Source organism: Agromyces aureus (assembly GCF_001660485.1).
Lineage (GTDB): Bacteria > Actinomycetota > Actinomycetes > Actinomycetales > Microbacteriaceae > Agromyces > Agromyces aureus.
Genome location: NZ_CP013979.1, coordinates 109,211 through 126,815, shown reverse-complemented (window position 1 = coordinate 126,815; position 17,605 = coordinate 109,211). Strand labels below are relative to the sequence as shown.

At 71.5% G+C, this 17,605-nt stretch carries 12 protein-coding genes; 6 read left to right on the top strand and 6 right to left on the bottom strand.

Features of this window, described 5'->3' with window-relative positions:
* Positions 1-163 precede the first annotated feature (163 nt).
* Both ATC03_RS00525 and ATC03_RS00520 read left to right on the top strand, forming a co-directional pair.
* Positions 164-850: an HAD hydrolase-like protein gene (locus tag ATC03_RS00525; RefSeq protein WP_084003134.1), complete on the top strand. Its 687-nt coding sequence runs from the start codon at positions 164-166 to the stop codon at positions 848-850.
* A 309-nt stretch (positions 851-1,159) separates the two neighbouring features.
* On the top strand, positions 1,160-3,970 hold the full coding sequence (locus ATC03_RS00520) for an immune inhibitor A domain-containing protein (RefSeq protein ID WP_067871790.1): 2,811 nt from the start codon (positions 1,160-1,162) through the stop codon (positions 3,968-3,970).
* A gap of 148 nt (positions 3,971-4,118) precedes the next feature.
* Here ATC03_RS00520 and ATC03_RS00515 read toward each other — a convergent pair whose 3' ends face one another.
* A complete protein-coding gene (locus ATC03_RS00515) occupies positions 4,119-4,751 on the bottom strand; it encodes a TetR/AcrR family transcriptional regulator (protein ID WP_067871787.1) in 633 nt (210 codons plus the stop codon).
* Between the two features lie 102 nt (positions 4,752-4,853).
* Here ATC03_RS00515 and pepT point away from each other — a divergent pair, with 102 nt between their 5' ends.
* Positions 4,854-6,167 carry a peptidase T gene (gene pepT / locus ATC03_RS00510; RefSeq protein WP_067871784.1) on the top strand — a complete coding sequence of 438 codons (1,314 nt, stop codon included), beginning with the start codon at positions 4,854-4,856 and terminating at the stop codon, positions 6,165-6,167.
* Positions 6,168-6,276: 109 nt separating this feature from the next.
* Here the strand turns inward: pepT and ATC03_RS00505 are convergent, their stop codons facing one another.
* Both ATC03_RS00505 and ATC03_RS00500 read right to left on the bottom strand, forming a co-directional pair.
* Positions 6,277-6,804 carry a glutathione peroxidase gene (locus ATC03_RS00505; protein ID WP_067871781.1) on the bottom strand — a complete coding sequence of 176 codons (528 nt, stop codon included), beginning with the start codon at positions 6,802-6,804 and terminating at the stop codon, positions 6,277-6,279.
* Positions 6,805-7,043: 239 nt separating this feature from the next.
* The gene (locus tag ATC03_RS00500; RefSeq protein ID WP_161490297.1) at positions 7,044-10,280 is read right to left on the bottom strand and encodes a helix-turn-helix transcriptional regulator; all 3,237 of its coding nucleotides are present in this window, start codon (positions 10,278-10,280) and stop codon (positions 7,044-7,046) included.
* Between the two features lie 161 nt (positions 10,281-10,441).
* Here ATC03_RS00500 and ATC03_RS00495 point away from each other — a divergent pair, with 161 nt between their 5' ends.
* Positions 10,442-10,936 carry a LysM peptidoglycan-binding domain-containing protein gene (locus ATC03_RS00495; RefSeq protein ID WP_067871775.1) on the top strand — a complete coding sequence of 165 codons (495 nt, stop codon included), beginning with the start codon at positions 10,442-10,444 and terminating at the stop codon, positions 10,934-10,936.
* Positions 10,937-11,101: 165 nt separating this feature from the next.
* Here the strand turns inward: ATC03_RS00495 and ATC03_RS00490 are convergent, their stop codons facing one another.
* The gene (locus ATC03_RS00490) at positions 11,102-11,863 is read right to left on the bottom strand and encodes a pyridoxamine 5'-phosphate oxidase family protein (RefSeq protein ID WP_084003129.1); all 762 of its coding nucleotides are present in this window, start codon (positions 11,861-11,863) and stop codon (positions 11,102-11,104) included.
* 45 nt (positions 11,864-11,908) lie between these two features.
* Between ATC03_RS00490 and ATC03_RS00485 the strand changes: the two genes are divergently transcribed.
* Complete coding sequence (locus tag ATC03_RS00485; RefSeq protein ID WP_084003127.1) at positions 11,909-13,534, top strand: aminotransferase-like domain-containing protein; 1,626 nt, start codon at positions 11,909-11,911, stop codon at positions 13,532-13,534.
* A gap of 27 nt (positions 13,535-13,561) precedes the next feature.
* On the opposite strand, the gene ATC03_RS00480 is transcribed toward ATC03_RS00485, so the two are convergent.
* Positions 13,562-13,777 carry a hypothetical protein gene (locus ATC03_RS00480; RefSeq protein WP_067871768.1) on the bottom strand — a complete coding sequence of 72 codons (216 nt, stop codon included), beginning with the start codon at positions 13,775-13,777 and terminating at the stop codon, positions 13,562-13,564.
* Positions 13,778-13,878: 101 nt separating this feature from the next.
* Positions 13,879-17,010, bottom strand: a complete 3,132-nt coding sequence (locus tag ATC03_RS00475) for a glycosyl hydrolase family 95 catalytic domain-containing protein (protein WP_067871765.1) — start codon at positions 17,008-17,010, stop codon at positions 13,879-13,881.
* A gap of 112 nt (positions 17,011-17,122) precedes the next feature.
* Between ATC03_RS00475 and ATC03_RS00470 the strand changes: the two genes are divergently transcribed.
* On the top strand, positions 17,123-17,566 hold the full coding sequence (locus tag ATC03_RS00470) for a hypothetical protein (RefSeq protein WP_067871762.1): 444 nt from the start codon (positions 17,123-17,125) through the stop codon (positions 17,564-17,566).
* The last annotated feature ends 39 nt before the right edge of the window (positions 17,567-17,605 follow it).

The following is a 17,605-nucleotide window of genomic DNA, read 5'->3' as shown; positions in this document are numbered from 1 at the left end:
CAACGTCAGACTATCTGAAGTTGTTTTCAACGTCGAGCACGATGACGTTATTCCTGACGTCGAGTCGGTCGACGTCGAAAAACACGTCAGCCTGGTGGCGCCGCGCCGACATCCCGAGTGAAACCTGAGTGTCGCTCGGATTATCGGGCCTTAGGATGACGAGGTGATCTCCCCCAGCCACACCCCCGCCTTGGCGCCCACCCGAACCTGGGCCGCCGTGCTGTTCGACCTCGACGGCACCATCGTCGACTCCGCAGCCGACATCACCGCCTCGCTCGCGCACATGTTCGCCGAGCTCGGCCTCGACGTGCCGAACGACGAGCAGCTGCTCGCCTACGTCGGCCCGCCGCTGCTCGACAGCCTGCGCCTCATGGGCGGCTTCGACGACGCCGGCGCCGAACTCGCGCTCGAGACCTACCGCGCCGACTACGCGCACCGTCTGCTGCACTCCCCCGTGTTCCCGGGCGTCGCCGGCGTGCTCGAGCGCCTCCACGCGGCCGGCGTGCCGATCGCCCTCGCGACCTCGAAGCCCGAGTCCATGGCCCACGCCGTGCTCGAAAACGCCGACCTCAGCCGCTACTTCACCGTCGTCGCCGGTGCGAGTGACGACGAGACGCGCAGCACGAAGGCGGATGTCGTCGCCGAGGCGCTGCGCCGCCTGCAGGCGCTCGGCATCGACACGGCCGACACCGTGATGGTCGGCGACCGCGGCTACGACATCCTCGGCGCCTCCGCCAACGGCGTGCCGACGATCCTCGTGGAGTGGGGCTACGGCTCCCCCGCCGAGGCCGACGGCGCCCTGGCGGTCGTGCACTCGACCGACCAGCTGCGCGGGCTGCTGCTGGGCTGACGCCGCGCCGCGGCATCCGCCATCATCGCGTCTCGATGCCGTGGTGGCGCCGTCGGCGACCCCTCGCCTGGCGACCTTCTCGCGGCATCCGTCATATCGGCCGGGACGACGGCCGAGATGTGCGCATGATGACCATTCGGCGCGCACGATCGACATCCCAGCACTCTCGACGCAAATATTCTGCGAATCCATAGGTTCGGGGTTTACCCCCCGAATTGGTCACGGCTAGATTCCCCCTTACGTCCGCCTACCGACGGACGACGTCGCGGCCGACGGGATCTTCTCGCCGGTCGCACCGAGGGGAGAAGAATGTCTGGAATCTCCACGCGCGCCAAAAAGCGCGCGGTGGCGATCGTTCCGGTCATCGCTCTCGCGGCCGCCACACTGGCGGCCACGGGAGCGGTCGGTTCGACCGCAACTGCAGCACCGTACGAGGCACCGATCATCGGCGATTCCGAGTACTACATGAACTACGTCGAGCCGCGGGTCGAAGCCGCGTTCGGCGTGGACCAGAAGGTCGACGAAGGCGTCACCGCACAGCAGCAGCAGGCCGCCCTGATCAAGGCCGACGCACTCGAGCGCAAGTTCACGGCGGGCAACCCCGTCGCGGCGGCCGGACTGGCCAAGCTCGAGTCGAAGTCGATCAAGTCGGGCAAGAGCCCCAAGTGGCTGAAGAGCCTCTACAAGTCGGCCAAGTCGACCCAGACGGCGAAGCTGCTCACGATCCTCGTCGAGTTCGACGAGAACGCTGCCGACGACTTCTCCGGCGTGCAGGTTCCGACCGAGTTCGGCGCCACCGACTGCAAGCCTGGCGAGGTGCAGAGCGGTCCGCTGCACAACAACCTCCCCGACCCGGCGACGCTGTCGAACCTCGACAACAACTCGATGTGGGTGCCCGACTTCTCGCCGAAGCACTACAACGACATGCTCTTCTCGAAGAAGGGCATCACCGAGCGCGTGCGCAAGGACCTCAAGGGCCCCGATGGCAAGAAGGGCTTCGACATCTCGGGCTACACCATGAAGGCCATGTACGAGGAGATGTCGCAGGGCGCCTACACGGTGACCGGCACGGCGACCCCCTGGGTCACTGTGCCGCACTCCGAGGCGTACTACGGCGCGAGCGTCTGCCACCTGAACGACGAAGGCGTCTACGAGGCCGGCGCGATCCAGGACATGCAGGGCCACCCCGACAACCCGCTCGGAGCAGGCCAGCTGCCCATCGACGCGGTCGCCGCGCTCGCCGCGCTGCAGCCGAACTTCCCGTGGGCCGACTACGACATCGAAGACCAGGGCGACCGTGACGGCGACGGGAACTTCCTCGAGCCCGACGGCGTGATCGACCACGTCGTGCTCGTGCACGCCGGAGCCGACAAGTCCGGCGGCGGTGGCGACGAGGGCACGTACGCCCTCTGGGCGCACTCCTCCGCCGTCGCAGGCGGAGCCGACATCCCGGGCACGAACCTCAAGCTGTCGAACTACATCGTGCAGCCCGAGGACTCGGGCGTCGGCGTGTTCGCGCACGAGTACGGACACGACCTCGGCCTGCCCGACCTGTACGACACGTCGGGCGTCGGCGAATCCGACATCGACTTCTGGGACCTCATGTCGTCGGGTTCGCACGCCGGCCCGATCTTCCAGTCGATGCCGACCCACATGGGTCTCTGGGACAAGTGGGTGCTCGGCTGGGCCGACCCGGTCGAGGTGAACCCGGGCGACCGTACCAAGTCGGTGCTCGTTGGCCAGAACTCGCGTCCGCTCAAGGGCACGAAGGACGGCGTCAAGATCAACCTCCCCGACAAGGTGCAGACGCTCACCACGCCGCACAGCGGCGCGAACGCCTGGTACACGGGCGCCGACCAGGACTGGGCCGACATCCGTCTCGCTCGCAACGTCGACGTGCCCGCGGGCGCGACCGACGCGAAGTTCTGGATGTGGAACGACTACGTCATCGAAGAGGACTGGGACTTCGGCTTCGTCGAGATCTCGACCGACGGCGGAACGACGTGGACCGACCAGAAGGTGTACGCCGACGGCGGCGCCGAGGTCACCACGCCCGACGGCTACCCCGACCCCAACGGCAACCTCGCGACGTTCGGCGGCAAGAAGTACGGCCTCACGGGCACGACCAGCGGCTGGCGCCACGACTACATCGACGTGTCCGCCTACGCGGGCCAGACGATCGGCGTGCGCCTGCGGCTCGCGACCGACGCGGCCTACCAGGACCGCGGATGGTTCGCCGACGACTTCTCGCTCGTCGCCGACGGCGCGACGGTCTGGAGCGACGACGTCGAGTCCGGCGAGAACGGCTGGACGAAGACGGTCGCCTCGTGGGTCGGAACCACCGGCCCCGGCTGGCGCATCGACACCGGCACCTCGACCAAGGCGCAGTACTACATGGTCGAGTGGCGCAACTTCGACGGGTTCGATGAGGGCCTGAAGTACGCGTACGACACGGTCTACCAGACCGATGAAGGCGCGTGGAAGGTCGACAAGCTCAAGTACAACGCCCCCGGCGCACTGGTCTGGTACCGCGACACCACCTACGGTGACACGAACCACGTGCAGTCCAACCTCACGGCCCTGCCGAGCGGTGGAGCGAAGGGCGGCCTGTTGATCGTCGACAGCCACTTCGACCCGCTGCGACGCACGGGCGCGGCGGCCACGGTCGACCCGACGACGCTGAAGAACCTGCCGTCGCGGACGCAGTCCTCGAACGCCGCGTTCGGCGTGCAGAAGACGTACCCGTTCAAGGAGTGCATCACCGATGCAGCCCTCGCCGAGTACTGCACCGACGTGCCTGCGCTGCCCGCCGTGAAGTCCTTCACCGACAAGCAGGGCTGGGTTCCCGGCTTCGAGCTTCGAGGCGAGGACATCTTCTGGCGCTACGCCAACGGCTCGGTCGTCGTGCCCTCGGTCGGTGACGCGCCGTACACGACGCGCGTCGTCAACCCCGACGGCAGCCCCGCGACCGACGCCTACGGCGCGGACCTCGGGTTCACCGTGCTCGGCACCGGCAACCCGGCGGACGCCGGCGTGTCGTACGGCACCGGGGTCGAGGTGCAGCTCCCGCTGCTCGGCAACCGCGCGGCGCTCCTGAAGATCACGGCCCCGCAGGGCTGATCCGACCGGATGCCACGACGAGGCGTCGGCCCTTCGGGGTCGGCGCCTCGTCGCATGTCCGGGGCGCCGGTCGCCGGCCGTCGGACGTCGGCCGTCGGCCGTCGGCGGTCGGACGTCAGCCGTCGGACGTCAGCCGTCGGCGGTCGGCCTATGCGACCGGCGGCAGCCCGAAGCCGTCGAGCAGGCGATCCAGGCCCGTCGCGAAGGCGTCGTCGCCGCCCAGAAGTTCGGCGGCCTCGGTGAGCGGATGCTGCGTGGCCTCCGTCCAGAGCGGAGAGGGCGCATCGGCGGCTTCGGCGTCGGCGCCGGCCGCCGCGGCATCCAGCGTGATCGCACCGAGCACGTAGGCACGCACGGCGGCCGTGGCCCGCGCGGCGTCGGCCAGCGGCATCCCACCGCTCGTGAAGCCCTCGAGCAGGGTCTCGCCGAAGGTCAGGGCCTGACGCCCGTCGAGCGGACCGCTCGCGACGAGCACGACCGCACCCGGGTGCTCGGCGAACCGCGCCCGCAGGTCGGCCGCGAGGGTGCGCAGCCGCGTGCGCCACGCCACGGACGGGTCGGATGCCGCGGCCAGGTCGAGCCCCGAGAACACCTGTTCGACCATCGCCCGTTGCAGCGCGTTCTTCGACGTGAAGTAGGTGTACATCGCCGTGGGCGTGAGGCCGAGGCGCGCGGCGACCCCGCGGATCGAGACGGCGTCGCCGCCCTTCTCCTCGAAGATCTCGAATGCGGCGTCGACGATGTCGGCCTGGCTGATGCTGCGCCTGGGTCCGGGCTTCATGCGGTGGTGCTCCTCGGGGTCGCGACAACGCTACCCGCCCGCAGGCCCCGAAGCCGCGCCCGCGGCATCCGCTCGGCCGGTGCGCTGTGGCACGCTGGGGGGATGGCCGCCGTCTCACCCGCACCGTTCACTTCACCGCTCGCCGAGTCGCTCGCCCCCGCGCTGCTGGAGCGCTTCGACCGCTACGTGCGCGTCGGAACCCAGTCGGATCGCGACGGTGAGGGCTCGCCCAGCTCGGCCCGCCAGCTCGACCTGGGCCGCGTGCTCGTGGCCGACCTTCGCGCACTCGGGCTCGACGACGCGGTGCTCGACGACGATGGCTACGTGTACGCCACCCTGCCCGCGACGATCTCGGCCGACCACGGAGACGGACCCGTGCCCGTCATCGGCCTCATCGCGCACATGGACACGAGCCCCGACGCACCGGGCGACGGCGTTGAGCCGATCGTGCATCGCGTGTACGACGGCGGCCGCCTCGAGCTGCCCCGCGGCGGCACCGTGCTCGATCCCGACGAGATCGCCGAGCTCCGCGACCACGTGGGCCACGACCTCGTCACGAGCTCGGGCGACACCCTGCTCGGCGCCGACGACAAGGCCGGCGTCGCCGCGATCCTCACGGCGGTCGAGCACCTGCTCGCCCACCCCGAGCTGCCCCGGCCGACCCTGCGCCTCGCGTTCACGCCTGACGAGGAGATCGGACGCGGCGCGCACCGCTTCGACGTCGAGGGCTTCGGCGCCCTCTGCGCCTACACGGTCGACGGATCCGAGATCGGCGAGCTCCAGGACGAGACGTTCTCGGCCACCGAGGGCATCGTCACGATCGAGGGCCACGAGGTGCACCCCGGCTTCGCGACCGGCAAGCTCGTGAACGCCGCCAGGCTCGCCGCCGAGATCGTCGCCGCACTGCCCGACGAGTTGACGCCGGAGCGCACGTCGGGCCGCGACGGGTTCATCCACGTCTACGAGGTGCAGGGGTCGGCGGCGCACGCCGTGATCCGCACGATCCTGCGCGACTTCGACGACGAACTGCTGGCCGCGCACGGCGAGGTGCTGCGGCGCACCGTCGACGAGGTCATCGCGCGCGAGCCGCGAGCCCGCGCCACGGTCGAGATCACCCCGCAGTACCCGAACATGCGCAGCTTCGTCGACCTGTTCCCCCAGGTGACGGATGCCGCGGCGCAGGCGATCCGTGCCGAGGGGCTCGATCCCCTCCGCACGTCGATCCGCGGCGGCACCGACGGCTCGCAGCTGAGCGCCATGGGGCTTCCGACGCCGAACCTGTTCACCGGCGGACACGAGTTCCACTCGGTGCGCGAGTGGGCGTCGGTGCAGGAGATGGCCGCGGCGGCCGCGACCCTCGTGCGGCTCGCAGAGGTGTGGACCACGCCCGAGTTCCGCGGCGCGACCCGCGCCTGACGCACGCCTGACACACGACCGAGCCGTCAGCGCGCGGGAATCCCGTTCGCGCGACCGAATCCCGGGTCACGGGGATTCCAGCGCGCCAACGGGATTCCCGCGGCGCCCGCTACTCGGCGGGCTGCGTCTCGGATTCGGGCTCGGCAGCGTCAGCCGCCGGCAGCGAGGCCTCGATCGCCGCGATGACCTCGGGCGCATCGGGCTCGGTGCGCGGACGGAACCGGTGCACGCTGCGATCGGCCCCGACCAGGAACTTCTCGAAGTTCCAGCTGACCTTGCCCGCCTTGCCCTCGGCATCGGGAGTCTGCTTCAGCTCGGTGTAGAGCGGGTGCTCCTTCTTGCCGTTGACCCGCACGCGGTCGACGATCGGGAAGGTGATGCCCCACGTGGTCGAGCAGTACTCGCTCACGGCCTCGTTCGTCGACAGCTCCTGCAGGAACTGGTTGCTCGGGAACCCGATCACCGTGAAGCCGCGGTCGCCGTACTGCTTCTGCAGCGCCTCGAGCTTCTCGTACTGCGGCGCGAGGCCGCAGCGCGACGCCACGTTCACGATCATGACGGCCTGGCCGTCGTAATCGGCGAGGGAGGCGGTGCCGCCGTCCATCGTCGTGAAGGGGATCTCGTCGAGCCGGCTCATCGTGCCTCCGTTGCGTGGGGTCTGGGGTCGCCCATCACGCTACGCCCGTTGCGACGGGTGGAACGCCGAACGCAGCGATCTCACAGCGCGGATACCGGTGGCCGGCGTCGGTGCTGCCGGGCGCCACGGGCTTTCGACGGATCGGGCGGTCGATGAAACCACCGTGGCGCGACGTAGGCCCGCGGGGAGGGGCTGCGTGCGGACGCGACCCGAAGGGGACGCGGGACGCCGGGCGAGCGTCAGCGCAGGACGCCCGCGCGGAACGCGGCCTCGGCGCGCGTCGAGGCGCCGAGCTTGCGGAGGATCGCCGAGACGTGCACGCTCACGGTCTTGCCGCTGATGTAGAGCCGCTCGCCGATCTGGCGGTTGCTGAGCCCCTCGGCGATGAGCTCGAGCACCTGCCGCTCGCGTGCGGTGAGCTCTTCGACGGCCGCCGCGGCCTCGACCGCATCGGCCGTCGGCGATTCGGCGATGCTCGACCCTTCGGATGCGCGGGGGTCGCGGGCGCCCCGAGACGCACGGGCGGACTGCGCGGCCTGCACCGCAGCGCCGCCGCCAACCCCGTCGAGCGGGATGCCGGCGGCCGCGGCGACCCGCAGCACCTGGTCTGACACGGCCGTCACGCCTCCCGAGAGCGCGGCCGCGTGCGCGGCCTGCAGCGTGATCCGCGCACCCGCGCGGTCGGCCGCCGCGAGTTCGGCCTCGCCCTGTCGGAGCAGCGCGTAGGAGCGGAGATAGTGCGGGGAGGTCGGCTCCGACGCCTGCTCGAACGCGGCCCGCCATGCGGCGGCGTCGGTTCCGGGGACGCCGGATGCCGCGTGCGAAGCGGGTACGGCGGCGACGGCGATCTCGGCGTCGAAGAGCGCCTGCCAGAGCGGTGCGGTCGGCCAGAATGCGGCGCCGTCGAACATCTGGCGGATGTCGGGCAGGGACCGCTCGACGTCCTCGGCGAGGGCGGCGAGTGCGGCGGCACCCGGGTCGGCGCCCGGATCGACGAGCGCCGCACGGTTGCGGACCGCGGCGATCACGCGGCCGGCCACCCAGAGGAAGGGCAGCGCGTACCCGGGAAGGGTGGGCTGCGGATGCCGCAGCAGCAGGCTGGTCTCGCGCCAGGCCTCGGCGGGGTCGCCCTGGGCGAGCGCGATCTCGGTGGCCACGCGCCCGATGCCGAGCATGGTCTGCACCTCGGCCTCCATCACGCGGTTCATGGCCGGACGCAATGCGCGGTGCATCTCGGCGGCACGGGTCACGTCGCCGCGCCAGAGGGCGGTCCAGATGCGGGCCCGGTGCAGGTAGACCGAGAGCGGCAGCGCGGGGTCGAGCGCGAGCGCGCGCTCGACGAGCTGCTCGGCGCGCTGCCACTCGCCGAGCGCAAGCAATGGGTCGACCGCGTTCGAGGCGAGGAGCACGCCCGAGCTGCGTTCGACACCTTGGTCTTTGGCGCGTGCCAACCCCTCTTCGGCGAGGCGTACGGCCTCGTCGAAGTTGCCGATCAGGTAATGCAGGTCGGAGGCGTTGACCCAGTACCGCAGCAACGAGGAGCCGTCGCCGAGGGCGAGATCGTGAGCGCGGTCAAGGAGCGCGAGTCCGCCGGGAACGTCGCCGTTCGTCGCGACGCTGACGCCCTGGATGTTCAGCGCGACCGAGGCGTACCGCGTCGAGCCGACCCGCTCGGCCGCCTCGAGCGCCTGCGCGGCGACCGTGACGGCCTCGGAGAGGTGGGCCTCGATCATGAGGCGCCCTGCGAGGGCGATCAGGATCGTGGCGCGGAGGTCTTCGGACCCGTCGTCGCCGAGCGCCTCGAGGGCCTGCTCGAGGAACTGGCCCGATCCGGCGCGGCCGACGTTGGCCATGTAGAGGCCGGTGTCTCGGAGCAGCCGCGGGTACTGCGGATCGTCGGTCGGGCACTCGTCGAGCGCGGCCTTCACGAGCGCGAGCCCGCGCTCGCCCTCGCCTGCGCTGCGGAGGTAGGAGGCCGTGCGCCCCATGAGCTCGAGCTTGCCCATGCCCGCCGTGGCCTCGGCATCGGGCACGACGTGCCACAGCCCGATCGCCCGCTCGCCGAGCTGGGCGGCCGAGGCGTAGGCCGCGGCGGCCCGTGCCTCGCCCATCGCCCGGATCGTCGCCGGGAACGCCTTCGCGGCGTCGTTGGCGCCGAGCCAGTGGAACGAGATCTCGGCCGCGAGGCGCCGCGAACCATGGGCGGCGGTCTCGTAGGCGCGTGCGTACCGACCGTGGAACCTCGCGCGTTCGCCGGGCAGCAGGTCGGCCAGGATCGCCTCACGCACGAGCGCGTGCCGGAACGCGTAGTCGGAGCCCTCGATGGTCAGGACGCCGCCGAGCACCGCCTCGCGCGCGGCCTCGTCGAGCGCCTCGCCGTCGCCGTCGTGCACCGCCTCGAGCAGCGCGTGCGGCACGCGCACGCCGCCGATCGAGAGCAGTCGCAGCAGCCGCTGGGTGGATTCGTCGAGGCGTTCGTAGCGGGCGAGCAGCAGGTCGCGCAGCGTCTCGGGCACGTCGTCGTCGGTTCGGCAGCCGTCGAGGCCCGTGAGCTCCTCGATGAGGAACGGCACCCCGTCGCCGCGCCGCACGATGGTCTCGACGGCCTCGATCGTCGGCGCGCGGTCGGGTGCGAGCGAGGCCACGAGCGCCATCGCGTCGTCGGGCGCAAGCCGCGAGAGCTCCTGCCGGTCGACCCACCGGTCGCGATCGGCCTCGGCGAGGAACGCGCGCACCGGGTGCCCGCGCGTGACGTCTTCGCTGCGGTACGTGAGCACCGTGAGCACACGGCTCGACCCGAGCACGCGCATGAGGAAGCGCAGCATCGCGAGGCTCGCCGCGTCGATCCAGTGGAGGTCTTCGATGACGAAGACGATCGGCTTCTCCTTCGAGAGGGTCTCGAGCAGCACGGCGATGGCCTCGTGCAACTGGCTCGTCGCCGCATCGCCGCGGATCGGCGCGGCCGGTCGTGCTGTTCGGGCTTCGGATGCCGCGGGCCCGCCGTCGTTCGGAGCGTCGCCGGTCTCGTCGGCTCCGCCCCGGGCTCCTGCCGCCCCCGCGCCGCCCTCGCCCGCCCCACCGCCCGCGCCCGCCGCGGTCTCGGCACCCGCGGACGGCGAGCCGACGTCGGGCGTGGTCGCGAGCTCGGGCAGCAGCGCCGTCAGCGCACCGCGCCCCGGGCCGACCACGTCGAGCACGTGCTCGGCGCCCACATCGGCGACGAGCGCCCGCAGGGCGGCCTTGACCGGGGCGTACGGCGCCGCGACGCTGCCGAGGTCGACGCACTGCCCGACGATGAAGCGCACCTCGCCGTCGAGGCTGAGGGCGAACTCGCGCACGAGGCGCGTCTTGCCGATGCCGGCCTCGCCCCCGATGATGACGGTGAAGGGCGACCCGGATCGCACCTCGTCGAGGCGTTCGAGGAGCCTCGCGAGGTCGGCGTCTCGGCCGATCATGGCCGTCGCAGACGTGGTCACCACTTCATCGTGCCACGCACCGCCGACAGCGGAACCCGCGCGCGTCATCATGCCGGGCCCTCCGACGAGAAGGCCCTTGCGCCGGAGCGCCACATCGGTGATTCTGGGTGACGGTGCGCCCCGAACGAGGGACGCCGAACGGCGGGCGAGGCGGAGGCGGCATGCAGCGAAGTGGCGGCGGCGCAGCGGCATCCGCACCCCTCACGGTCGCCGTCGGCGGCGCGCTGGCCTTCGTGCTCGCGCTCAGCGGGTGCGCCCCGGCACCGACCCCGCCGCCCGTGACCATCATCGCGACCGTCACGGCGACTCCCGAACCCGAGCCGACCCCGACTCCCGCCCCGGTGCCGCCACCCGTCGCCGAGGTGCCCGCCGAGCCCGCACCCGCGCCGGTTCCCAACGCCCCCGCTCCCGTCGTCGAACCCGGACCCGCGTACGACCTCGGCGCGCGCGACGGCGCGAACGGCACGCCCGTGGTCGACGGCTCCGGCATGCCGACGAGCTACACGGTGGTGGCCGGCGACAGCTTCTTCGACATCGCACAGCGCTTCGACCTGCCCCAGCAGCAACTGCTGCGCATGAACGCGCAGGTGCACGACTTCGGCGAGAACGTCTACATCGGCGATGTGATCAACCTCGATTGGACGAAGACCGGCTGAGCGCGGAGTCAGTGCAGGAGCGTCGGGGTACGGCGGTAGCCGTCACGGGCGACATCGACGAAGCTCGACGCGATGGCAGCGATCGCGAGAACCGCGAGCGTGATGACGAACACGAACATGGCGCACCTCCTTCCGAATCTCGGCCCGCGAAGAACCCGCTGAGCCTCATGGCAGTCTGCGATCCCGATCGGGTCGCGTCGTCAGAGCGACCACGGACTCCGGGGTCGGGGTGTGCACCGGGGTCAGCGCCGAACGCTCGGGCGCTCCCCAGGCGCGCGCGAGCGGCACGACGCCGGCCCACACCGTGTGATCCTCGCCGTCGTCGGGCGCTTCGGAGACGCCCGCGGCGCGCACCTTCATGACCACGTCGTCGAGCCGCAGGCGCAGCACGCGCGTCGCCGCGACCTCCTTGCGGATCGTCGCGCGCACCTCGGCTGGGCGCCCGGGCATGAGCCGCTCGGAGAGCGCGACGAGCGCGGCATCCGCCTCGGCTCCGTCGACCGGTTCGAGCACGCCGTAGACGACGGCACTGCGGTAGTTCATCGAGCTGTCGAAGAGCGAGCGGGCGTAGACGAGTCCGTCGAGGGCGGTCACCGCGAACGCGACCGTCGATCTCTCGGCCGCCGCCCGCAACGCGAAGCCGCCTCCGGTCGAGCCGTGCACGAGCACGTGGTCGCCGACGCGGGCGAACCCCATGGGCACGATGATCGGCACGCCGTCGGCGACGGCCGTGAGGTGCCCGACGAGCTCCTCGTCGAGGAGCGCGTCGAGGGCTGCGCGATCGACGACCTGGCGCTCCGAGAGTCGGCGGATGCGGCGGGCAGGGGCCTGCGTGGCCTGCGTGGCCTCCCGCGCGGCGGGCGCCGTGCGTGCGGTCTCGGGTGCCAGGTCGGGTGCCAGGTCGGTCAGGGCGTCGGGGCTCGTCATGCCTCCCAGTCTCGAGCCCGACTGGACTTGCGCACAGTCCAGTTCATGCAACACTGGACAGACCAGTTGCGGATCGGAGCCATCATGGACGGACCACTGCTCGCCATCGACCGTCTCGACGAACGGCCCGTCGTCGCCCAGATCGTCGACGCCATGCGACGCGCGATCCTGACGGGCGCACTCCAACCCGGCGACCGCGTCGCCTCGACCCGCCTGTTCGCCGCCGAACTCGGCACGGCACGCAGCTCGGTCGTGAGCGCCTACGAGCAGCTCGCCGGCGAGGGCTACCTCGAGCTCCGCCAGGGCGCGCCGACGCTCGTCGCGCCGCTCGGCGAGCGATCGGGCGGGAGCTGGAGCAGCGACACGCCTGCCGACGGCCCGAGCGGCATCACCACGCGCCCGCTCGACACCGGCCACGGCACCGCGGATGCCGCGCGCAGGCGCCCGCCCGCGGCATCCGCGACCCTGGTGGAGCCGGCGCTCGTGAAGCCCACCCTCGCGAACGCCGATCGAGGCACCCGAACCGCGCCCGAACGCGGCACGGGCACCCCCCAGCCTGCGCGGCCACCGAGGATCGACCTGCTGCCCGGCCGACCGTCGACCGCCCGCATCGACGAGCGAGCGTGGCGGTCGGCCTGGCGCAGGGCGGCGGCGGTCGCGGTGCCGGTCGACGACCCGCCGAGGCTCGGCGAGCCCGCCCTGCGCGCTGCGATCGCCGACCACGTGCGGCACGCGAGGGGGTTCGCCTGCGAGCCCGACGACATCGTCGTGACCGCCGGCACCAGCGAGGCGACGAGCCTCATCGGCACGGCGCTCCACGACCTGCTCGGCACCCGGCCACTCGTTGCCGTCGAGGATCCGGGGTATCCGAACGCCCGCCGCATGCTCGAACGCGCGGGCGCCGAACTCGCGCCGGTCGCGGTCGGCGACGACGGCCTGCGCGTCGAGCTGCTGCGCACCCTGCCGCGCACCCCCGACGCGATCCTCGTGACCCCGAGCCACCAGTACCCGCTGGGCGGTCGGCTGCCCGTGGCGGCCAGGCTCGAGCTGCTCGAGTACGCGCGCCGCGCGGGTGCCCTCGTGCTCGAGGACGACTACGACAGCGAGTTCCGCCACGTCGGCGCCCCGATCCCGACGCTCGCGTCGCTCGACGCGACGGGTGCGAAGGTCGTGCTCATCGGCAGTTTCTCGAAGGTCCTCACGCCGTGGCTGCGCCTCGGCTATGCGGTGCTCCCCCGCGACGAGCGGCTGCGGGCGGCGGTCGAAGGGGTGCGGGCCGAGAGCCCGTCTCCGGTGGCCGGCGTCGTGCAGCATGCCGTCGCGCACCTGCTCACGACGGGTGCGGTGCGACGGCACATCGCCGCGACCACGCGAGACTACGCCCACCGCCGGCGGCTCGTGCTCGCGGCCATCGGCGATCTGCCCGGCACGGACCTCGTCGGGCTCGACGGCGGCCTGCACGCCGTGCTGCGCCTGCCGCGACACGACGCCGTCGACGCGGTGCTGCGCCACTTGGCGGGCGCGGGCATCGTGGTCGCCCGCCTCGCCGACTATTCGGCGGTCACCGCCGACGGCCTGCCGGGCATCGTCCTCGGCTACGCGGGCGTGGGCGATCGCGAACTCGGCGACGCCCTCGGTCGCATCAGGGCGGCGGTGCTGGCGAGCCGGTGAGGCGCGCATCGGTCGCCCCTGCCCGGATCAGATCGCGAAGCGAGGCGCACGGGGCGACCGACTCCGCCGACCGCGACGGCCCGCACGCGCTCGCTGCGCCTCGACGATGGCCGTCGTGGCGAGCTCGGCCGCCTCCTGGGCTCGGTGCTCCGACACCAGGCGGTGCCGAGCGATGAGCGCCTCCGAGCGGGCGGCGTCGGCGGCGTACTGGTCGAGTGCATTCATGCCTGCTGCGTGGTCCATGGGGATCCTCCGAGGTTCGCTTCGTGATCACGAATCTCCTCTCTGAGGTGGCGACTCCCCATCGGACGATCGCCCTATTCCGTCGCACCGCGGCCGAGCCGTCAGGGCCTGGACGCCTCGAACGGGACCTCCTCGGTGATGTAGTGGCCCCCCCTGCCGTCCCAGTGGTAGGCGGCCACCGTGGCCGAGCCCGCCGGGACCGAGGCCAGACGCGTGGCGAACACGTGGAAGGCCGAGTCACCGGGCTGCACCTTGGTCGCCTTGAACGTGCCCCACTCGGTCGTGAGACGGATGTCGGCCCACACGTTGCCCGTGTTCTTCGCACGCACCGCGACCTGCACCTTTCCGGCGATGCGACGCGGCTCGGCCGTCGACGTGACCTCGAGGTCGATCGGCGGCCTGGGCGACTCGGGGATGACTTCCCGGCGTTCGCCGTTGATGACGACCGTCACCGGCCCGGTACGGCGCGTGCGGTCGGCGAGGATGCGGTACTCGGTGACCTCGCCGTCGACCCAGGCGAGGTCGACGCGATAGCCGCCGCGGGCTCGCAGTCCGCTGAACGAGCCGCGGGCCGCCCACGCCGAGGGCAGGGCGGGGAGCAGGCGGATCGTGCCGTCGTGGCTCTGCAGCAGCAGTTCGACGAGCGCCCCGGTCATGCCGAAGTTGCCGTCCATCTGGAACGGCGGGTGGGTCGCCCACAGGTTGGTGAGCGTGTTGTGACGGAAGAGCCCGCGCACCATCGTGTACGCCTTCTCGGGCTCGCCCAGACGGGCGAACAGCGCCGTGCGCCATGGCCAGGTCCAGGAGCGCCGGCTGTCCCCGCGGACCGAGTCGACGGTGATCGCGCCTCCGTCGGGCACGCCGCATCGGGCGTTGAGCGAGACCAGCGCGGCGGCCGCGAGCTCCGGCGTCTGCTCGACGCTGATCTGATGGCCGGGGTACACCGCGAACAGGTGCGACGTGTGGCGGTGCAGGGCGTCGATGCCGTTCGCCGATCCGGTGCGCACGTCGCGGTCGGTCTGCCACTCCTGCAGCTGGCCCCAGTTGCCGACCTTGTTGCCGGCGAGCTTGCCCAGCATCTCGGCGACCTCGTCTTGGAATGCGGCGTCGACGCCGAGCACGGTCGCCATCTCGAGGTAGTCGGTGAACAGCTCCCAGATGATCTGCTGGTCGTGCATGACCCCGTCCTCACGCGGGCCCTGCTCGGGCGACCACCCGTTCGGCGCATAGAGCCTGCCGTCCGACTTCTCGACGAGCTCGTGCTGCCAGAACCGGCAGATCTCCAGCACGAGCGGGTAGTACCGCTCGAGGAACGCGGAGTCCTGCGAGAACTTCCAGTGCTCGAAGAGGTGCAGGGCGTACCAGGCGCTGGAGATGGTGTTCCACTCCCAGCCGTTGCCGCCGAAGATGCTCTGGCTGGTGCGCGCGGTCCACCCGGGCACGTCCTGGCCGAAGGCGTTGCGGGTCGCGACCCGGCTCGGCACCGCCACCTGCTCGATGAAGTGCGCGAGCGCCTCGTGACTGTCGCCGAGGTCGGTGGTCTCGGCCGCCCAGTAGTTCATCTGGACGTTGATGTTCGTGTGGTAATCCGAACCCCAGGCCGGTTGGTTCTCGTTGTTCCACAGTCCCTGGAGGTTGGCCGGCAAGCCGTCGCGACGCGATGACGATGCGAGCAGGTACCTCCCGAAGTGGAAGTGCAGTTGCTCGAGTTCGGGATCCGCGGAGGTGCCGTCGGAGTAGCGCACGAGTCGTTCGTTCGTGGGCAGGGCGACGACTGCGTCGTCCGAGGTACCCCAGTCGACCGCGACCCGCCCCATGACCTCCCCGAGATTCGCCGCCGCCGCCTCGAACAGGCTCTCGAACGATCGGGACGCGAGCGCGTCGAGCGTGGCCGCCGCGGCGACCGCGGGGGCGATGCCGGATCGCCAACCCGCTGCGGCATCGAGCTGGTAGTCGGTGCGAAGGTCGATGCGGAGCTCGACCGTATGCGCGCCGGTGACGGCGATCGACGCGCCGGCCCTGCTCGCCGTGCCGCCCTCGACGAGCACCCTCACCTCGGCGGCATGCTTCAGGTTGTTGCGCATCTCGCCCGCGAACGACAGGCGGTCGCCGGAGTCCGCGGCGACCGTCGCGGGCGCGGTGATCGGGTTGTCGCCGGTCTGCGCCGAAGCGAGCGAGATGGTGCCGGTGAGACCTGCCGGGTCATCGGTGCGGTACCTGATCACCATGACGTCGTCGGCACGGCTGGCGAACGCCTCTCGCACGTGCTGACCCGTGTCGGTCGAATAGGCCGTGGAGTGCAGGCCGGTCATCGGGTCCAGGAATCGGCGGTAGTCCGACGGTACCGAACCCTGCTCGGTCGTGAACGCGACCCCGGCGAGTGCGATCTCGGCGACCTGGAAGTGGCTCGTCCCGAGCTTCGGCGAGAAGACGAACCGGTAGTACCGGTAGGCGGTCGTGTTGGCGGCCGTGAACTCGAGCTTCTGGGCTCTCGCCGAGAATGGCGTGGACGCGTGCTGCCTGGTGTCGATCGCGGTCCAGGTGCCGCCGTCCTGGGAGGCCTCGAACCTCCAGTCCTGCGGGTCGCGCGCGGGCACGTCGTTCGCACTCGTGAACGAGTAGGCCGAGACGACCTTCGCCTCCGGCAACGCGATCTTCCAGGCCAGCTGCCAGGCCGTGGTGCCGTTCGCGGGAGCGATGACGCACCACTTGGAGCTCGGCGACCCGTCGTACGTCTTGGCCTCGGTCTCGTTCCCGGAGGAGTTCACGCCGCCGCCCAGGTCGGCCGTGACGACGGGCGGGAGCACGCCCGCGCCGAGCACCACCTCGAGTTGCCCGAAGTTCCGGTAGGAGCCGAATCCGGTGACGCCGGTGTCGTACGCGCCGTCCCAGTCGTTGGCACCGCCCCAGAGGCTCTGCTCGTTGAGCTGGATGCGATCCCGGTCGACCCCCGCATGGAGCATGGCGCCGAGCCGGCCGTTCCCGAGGGGCAGCGCCGAGGTGGACGTGAGCCGATCGCCGGTGCCGGTGGTGACCCATGCGGTCGACGGCTGCCGGTACCAGAGCGACCTGCGGGGGACGGGCGGAACCTCGAGCGTGCCGGGCGATGCGGTCTGCACGGTCGCGCCGGCAGAGCCGGGCGCGGCGGTCCACGTCGCGAGGAGGGCGCCGGCGGCCCCGCCCGCGATGAGGAATCCGCGGCGCGAAAGGGCCAGGGTCAGAGGGCTGTCCACAAGATCTCCGTCTCTACGTTGGGAGGAGTGCACCCGAGTAAAACATCCGACGTGTGGTGGGCGCAACCCTGTGCACACGAATTCAGAGCGGGAATCACGTATTACACATCAGATGTATGAACCCCTCGGCAAGCTCTCGACCAGCGAGCGCTACAGTCGGCGGATGGATGTCGCGACGGTCGCCCTCGAACCCTGGAGCCCTTGGCCGCTCGTGTTCCCCGTGCTCGTCGTGATCGGCGGAGCCGTGCTCACGTTCTTCGGGCAGCTGCGCAACCGGCGCTGGATGCGCGACGTCGGCGCCGTGGTGCTCGTGGGCGGCGGCCTCACGACCATGCTGCTGCTCGCGTTCCTCTCGGGCAACTGGGATCAGGCGCAGCGCAAGGCCGCACTCGAGGAGCTCGGCTACTCGCAGCCGACGTTCAGCGGCGGCACGGGCATCGTCGGCGGACAGCCCGACAGCCTCGACTTCAACGCCGTGCGCGACGGCGAGCCCGTCACGGGAACCCTGCAGTGGCAGGGCGAGGACCGGTGGAAGGTCGTCGAGGGCAACGGCTGAGCCGCGCGCACCGCGGCGTCGCGGGCGCGACGGAAGGGC